We start from the raw sequence: 5,686 nt of genomic DNA on the forward strand, positions 1-5,686 counted from the left end.
CGCGCGCCCTTCTACATCGGCAACCACTTCGAGCAGTGGAACGGCGGCATCTACATGGACGCCGTCGAAGAGGCGCTCAAGGGCATGGCCGGGAAAAAGGATGTACGGCTGGTGTCCTTCAGGCAGTTCACCGACTGGCTCGACGTGCAGGATCCGAAGATCCTGGACAAGCTCCGCACCCTGGAGGTCGGCCAGTCCCCGGCAGGCGGCTGGAACGCCTTCCTCAAGGCCGGGGCACAGCGGTGAGGCCCGGGGTACGTTCCGGCGCGGTGCGCCTTCGCAGCCGGTCCGGTGAGCATGTGCCGTCCGGGGGGTGCTGGCCGGGGCGTGGTGAAGCGGGCGGAGGGGGTAACCGCACAGCATCGGCGAGCAGCCTGCGCCGCTGGCCCGGCTTGCGGTGCCGCGGCGCGTGCGAGCGCCCGGCGCCCTGGGCCGCCCCTGCGGCTTCGCGCGCGCGTCTGTGCGGTGTTCCGGTCATGGCATTGCGGTTTTGCCGTGGCGGGCCAGGTGACGGACAGGCATGACGCGCGGAGACCTCACCGATGAGGAGTGGGGATGGGTTGAGCCCTGTCTTCCCCCCAGCTCGGCGCCTGCACGGCAGCAGTTCAACGGGGTGATATGGCGGTTCCACACAGACCGGCCGTGGCGGGAACTTCCTGAGCAGTACGGTTCGTGGTCCACCGTCTATGACCGGTTCCGGCTGTGGGCCGAAGCGGGGGTGTTCCAGACCGTGCTGGGGGTCACCATCACCTGGCTCGGCGGCCAGGGCGGCCGGACACCTCAGGGACAGGCCCCCGTGGACGCCGGCACCTCCCCTTCTCACCACCAGGCTGTGATGAGAGGCATAGACTTCCATCTGCTGCAGGCTCTGAGGAAGGCGGCTGCCGAGGAACGCAGGTTGCGCGAACGCAGCAGGTAGAGCCGGGCCGGGGGGAAGGAGGCTCAGACGAATACTCCGGAGCGGTCACAGGACTGCCCGGCCGGTGCAGCGGCGCGGGAGGCCCTCAGCCGGGCTGCGCTGCGTCACCGTCTGCGGATGTCGTTTCGCTGTGGGGTGGCGTGTCCCTTGAGCGTGCCGCCTGCCCCGGCGCAGGCTTTGCCGGCGAGCACGGGAATCCGCAGACTTTCACGGGCGTGACAATGCGCTGGGTGCGGGCACTTCCCCTCTCACCTCTGGATGCAGCTTCCACACCTTGGCCGGGGGGAGATTGGCCCAGACCGTCCGGGAGCTCCCGTGATGTTTCTGGTGGTAGGAGGCCAGCACTTTTGCAACGCCGCGGTGGCGTGCCAGCTCTGCGGCCGAACAGAACAGGGCGCGTGCCGTGCGGGTCCCGCGGTAGGAGAAGTATGTGAGTACCCCGGTCGGGTGCAGCATGGCCAGGAACCGGTTCATGAGTGCCTGCACCTGCCCGGGTTTGAAGTTGGCGAACGGCAGGCTGGAGATGATCAGGTCATAGCGCCCGTCGCTCACAAAGTGCTCTATCCGCGTCTGATGAACACGTGCCCGCTCGACGGCGGTGTGCGACAGGTGGGGGTGTGTCTCGATCAGGTGACGCAGGCCTGCCGCGAATCGCGGGTTCGTCTCGACCACGTCGAGATGGCTTCCTGGCCCGAGCAGTGGTATCAGCGCCCGCGTCACGGCCCCGGTCCCTGCTCCGACTTCGAGCACGGTCAGGGCGCGCCTGGCGTGCTCGTGCGCAGGTTCGGCCAGCAGCGCACTCAGCCGCCGGCTGCTGGGCAGCATCGCTCCGGTCGTGCGCGGATCACGTGCAGCTTCAACGAGGAATTGCCGGCCCCCTTTCTGGCGCTCAGGAAGGCGGCGTCCGCGGAAGGGGGTGCTTCGTTCTTCCATGCCCCGACGCTACGACCGCGCCGGCTGGAGCGGTTCCCCCAAGTGAAGGTCTGAAGAGATAGTCGGCTGGGCCCGTGTGCGCTGCAAGGCTGGGGGGTTATCAGTCATGCACTAAAGCGGGCCGGGAGGTGGCGCTTTCGTGGGTCTGGGCTCACATGAGTATGGCCTTGCCCCATACCCTGACAGTGTCGAGCTGTTCAGAGAGGGGCAAGGCCGTGCCATCTGGTGCTACCCCGGACCCGTACGCCGATCCGCTGGTCTTCGGCCATCGGCCAGAGGATGCAAATCCTCCGCGAGCGCCGCGGCATGAGCCGCGTCGTGCTGGCCGGCCTGCCCGGGCGGTCGCCCGCTTGGGTGAAGCCGGTGGAGAAGGGCCAGATCCAGGCGCCCGGCGCCGGCACCGTTCTCCGCATCGCCGAGGCGCTGCGCGTGCGCGGCCTCGCCGACCTGACAGGCCGCCCGGATATACACGTTGACCTTTCATCGGCCCTGGACACCCGAGGCTGGCAGCCGTACGGGCCGGCCGTGGACGCCCTGCCGCTGACGACGGCCATACAGGCGCCACCGGTTGAGGACCTCCGGGCCCGGCTTGCGCGCGCCTGGTCGGCACGCCACTCCTCGCCGGACCACCGCGACGTGGTCGGCTCGCTGCTGCCGGGCCTGATCCGGGACGCACAGCTCGCCGTACGGCAGGCGGAACGTCCGGCGGACTGGCGGGCGGCGCAGTTGATCCTCTCTGAGGTGTACTCGCTGGCGCAGTTCTTCGTGGCGTACCAGCCGGATTCGCCGCTGCTGTGGCGGGTCGCGGAGCGGAGCATGATGGCGGCGCAGCAGTCGGGCGACCCGCACGCGGCCGGGGTGTCCGCCTGGCTGCTGGCGCAGGCTCACCGCGACTCGGGCCCCGGGCACTTCGACCCGGCGGACGCGGTCACGCACGAGACATTGGCCTACCTGGAACCGCTGCTGCCGGACGCGAGCGACGATGTCCTCGCCATCGCGGGGGCCTTGACGGTCGAGGCCGGGTACACGGCGGCCCGGCGGGGCGACACGGGTACGGCGTGGCGGTTCTGGGGCACCGCCCGGGAGATGGCGGACCGCCTGCCGCAGGACTACTACCACCCGGTGACGTCCTTCTCGCGGGCCATCATCGGCGCGCACGCGGTGACGGTCGCGGTCGAGCTGCATGCCGGCTCGCAGGCGGCCCGCGCGGACGCGGCGACCATCCCGTCCCGGCCGCGCCGTGCCCGGCACCGTATCGAGGAGGCGCGCGGGTTCCCGCTTGACGGGCAGCCGGACGTCGCGCTGGCGCAGGCGCACGAGGCGGCTCCGGAGACGATCCGCTACAACGGCTACGCGCGGTCGATCATCCTGGAGGAGACGGAGTCCCGGGTAGCGACCCGGCGTCAGCGGGCGTCGGACCTCGCGGTGAAGGCCGGCCTGCTGGCCGCGTAGCGAGGGGTATGGATTCCTGCCCGTCTGCCCAGCGGGGCCGCCCTTACGGTCAGTGTGAGACGGATCACTGAACAGAAGGAGCGGCCCCGTGCGCCCGTGCACCTACTGCGACAAGCCGGACCCGGACGTGTGCGTCCGGTCCGTGGCGCCCAGCAGCGGGCCGGACCGCCCGGTGTACGCGCACCGGCCCTGCGCCAAGAAGCGGGGTGTCCGGCCGCTGTACGTGCTGCTGCCCGACGTCCATGGGGCGAAGTGACCGGCCGGTGCGCCCAATGCGGCACGAGGCAGACGCTCCGCGTCGTGAACGTGAAGGACGGGAGGAACGTCCTCGCCTGCCGGGAACATGCCTCCGCGCTTGCCGCCCCGCCCGGTGACGCCCTCGCCGCTCTGGCCTGGTACCAGGACCAGCGCCGCCGCGGCCCGCAACCGTGACCCGCGGCACACGGACGGGTGACGTGCGCCCGCGCGCACCGCCCCGCCCCGCGCGCCCCGTAGGGTGCCCACGTGACTGACTTCGCCGATGAGGCACGCACCCGAGCGGCCCGCCTGATCCGCATGGCAGCCACCGACGACCCCCGGCTGCACGGCCGTCTACTCCACTACGCGGCCAGCACCCCCGACCCGCCCCTTATGGGCCCAGACGGGATCCAGACGACCGGCTGCCCACAGTGCCAGCGCACCATGTGGCGACAGCGGGATCTGTGGGTGTGCGCCTCGTGTGGCCACGTCAAGGACGCCCCATGATCTGCCCCCACTGCACGACCCCCATGTACGTGGACGCCGGCCGCTGGTGGTGCACCTCCTGCCCGCGGTACGCCGATCCTGGTGACACCCCGGCGGACATCGAGCGGCACGAGGCGGGCCGGCTGCGTGCCCTCGCGCTGATCGATGTAGCGCTCGGTGAGCGGGCCGTGCAGCGGGAGGCGGATCGTCAGATCCTCTCCAAGATGGAGTCCACCATGGGACAGCTCATCCAGACCCGCGGCTGCTCGAAGTGCGGCGGCACCATGTACAAGATCGTCGAGACGGACGGGAACGGCGACCCCAGCAACGAGTCCCTGTACTGCTGCAACAGCTGCGGCCACATGGAGGGCTGACCCCTCCGACCGCCCCGGCCGGCCGTTGTCCCCGTCGCGGCCGGCCGGGGCTCACCGTACGAGGCGGGCGCGGGGTACGCCGATCGCGTCGGCGATGAGGATGAGAGTGTCGAGGAGTGCCGGAGCTGTGCGCCTGCTCGATCCGGTTGTACGTCGGCCGGTCCATGCCGCACCGGTTCGCGACTTCCTCCTGCGTGAGGTTTGCGGGCGCGCGGCGCGGATCTGGTCGCCGATGGCCCGGCGGCGGGCGAATACACAGGCGGGCGGCAGGGTGGAGCGCGGCACCGTCTCACGCTCACGGACCAAGATTGAACATTCTGTGGGCAAAACCTGCTTTGCGGTGCGGGGTACAAGAGACGGGAACGACTCACTCCCCTTACCCCCGACGCACCAGTCATCCCTGTCTCCGCTCACACAGAGCCGAGCCCCTGCCAATTAAACCGGCATGCACCCCTCCACATGGTCCAGCAGGGAGGATATGACCGGCGCAGCCCTGCTCAAAGACGCCTGCAGGAGCTCATTTCGGGACTGCCGTGACTTGGCTCGTCGTGCATCCGCTCGGCAGCCCGGCCGTGGTGGTCTGCAGCTGTGAGCCTTGCGGTGTACCGCAGCGGCGGAAGCCCGGCCCGCAAATCGCCCGGGGCGCACGGCCGTGCCTGGCGCACGCCCGGCTGCCAGGCCAGCAGCCGGCAGCCGGCAGCCGCGCTTCTCTCCACTCCTCCGGCCCTCATGTGCGAGCTGCGGGGGCGGTGGTACCGGGGCAAGCCCGCAGGGTAGCCGCTCGGCCGGGAGAGACTGCGAATCGCCAGAAGGACTCCCGCTGTAGTCGGCCTGCTGGGTAATGCCCCTGCTGCCCCTGCCCGGGACCGTACCGCTGCGCTCGTCGTAGTGACCTGGCCGGAACCGTCCAGGCACTGGCCTGTCAGCTGGAGCGGTCCCTGAACCGGGACCGGGGCAGCAGGCAGATGATTGCTGCAGGCGGCCTGGAGCAGGCCAGCGCGTACCCGTTGGGGGCCCGGAGCGCCTTGCCTGGTGAAGCTGGGCAGAGGTCCGCTGGGCGCCCAGTGGAGCCTTCCCGGGCGAGGACCGCGGGAATGGTGCTCCCTGGGGTAGACACTCTGCCCTGCCGACGGTGAAAGTGCCAACACTGCTGATCGGAGCGGGTGTTCTTGCCCGCCGTGTGCGACGGGTAACGACCTTGGGGGAAATACGGGGCGGCCCGGCCCGTGACATGAGAAGGTCCGTGCGGGTTGGGTGAGTTGTGATGCTTACCTGGGCCCGCACG

The 5,686-nt window shown here is 70.2% G+C and carries 6 protein-coding genes and 2 pseudogenes; 6 read left to right on the forward strand and 2 right to left on the reverse strand.

Annotation, left to right across the window (positions count from 1 at the left end):
- Both AC07DW_RS33205 and AC07DW_RS33210 read left to right on the forward strand, forming a co-directional pair.
- Positions 1-246, forward strand: a pseudogene (locus AC07DW_RS33205) (hypothetical protein); the annotation flags it as partial.
- A gap of 274 nt (positions 247-520) precedes the next feature.
- Positions 521-919, forward strand: coding sequence for a transposase (locus tag AC07DW_RS33210; protein ID WP_478861348.1), 399 nt, complete (start codon positions 521-523; stop codon positions 917-919).
- A 207-nt stretch (positions 920-1,126) separates the two neighbouring features.
- Here the strand turns inward: AC07DW_RS33210 and AC07DW_RS33215 are convergent, their stop codons facing one another.
- Positions 1,127-1,852 (reverse strand): class I SAM-dependent methyltransferase, encoded by a 726-nt coding sequence (locus tag AC07DW_RS33215; RefSeq protein ID WP_478861349.1) that lies wholly within the window; start codon positions 1,850-1,852, stop codon positions 1,127-1,129.
- A gap of 279 nt (positions 1,853-2,131) precedes the next feature.
- Between AC07DW_RS33215 and AC07DW_RS33220 the strand changes: the two genes are divergently transcribed.
- The 4 genes from AC07DW_RS33220 to AC07DW_RS33235 all read left to right on the forward strand — a co-directional run bounded on the left by AC07DW_RS33220 (position 2,132) and on the right by AC07DW_RS33235 (position 4,401).
- Positions 2,132-3,304 (forward strand): helix-turn-helix domain-containing protein, encoded by a 1,173-nt coding sequence (locus AC07DW_RS33220; RefSeq protein WP_478861350.1) that lies wholly within the window; start codon positions 2,132-2,134, stop codon positions 3,302-3,304.
- Positions 3,305-3,392: 88 nt separating this feature from the next.
- On the forward strand, positions 3,393-3,560 hold the full coding sequence (locus tag AC07DW_RS33225) for a hypothetical protein (protein ID WP_478861351.1): 168 nt from the start codon (positions 3,393-3,395) through the stop codon (positions 3,558-3,560).
- Positions 3,561-3,604: 44 nt separating this feature from the next.
- A complete protein-coding gene (locus AC07DW_RS33230) occupies positions 3,605-3,736 on the forward strand; it encodes a hypothetical protein (protein WP_478861352.1) in 132 nt (43 codons plus the stop codon).
- Between the two features lie 308 nt (positions 3,737-4,044).
- Positions 4,045-4,401 carry a hypothetical protein gene (locus AC07DW_RS33235; RefSeq protein WP_478861353.1) on the forward strand — a complete coding sequence of 119 codons (357 nt, stop codon included), beginning with the start codon at positions 4,045-4,047 and terminating at the stop codon, positions 4,399-4,401.
- A 166-nt stretch (positions 4,402-4,567) separates the two neighbouring features.
- On the opposite strand, the pseudogene AC07DW_RS33240 reads toward AC07DW_RS33235, so the two are convergent.
- Positions 4,568-4,660 (reverse strand): annotated as a pseudogene (locus tag AC07DW_RS33240) (hypothetical protein); the annotation flags it as partial.
- Between the last annotated feature and the right edge of the window lie 1,026 nt (positions 4,661-5,686).

This window comes from Streptomyces sp. NPDC045701, from assembly GCF_056432045.1.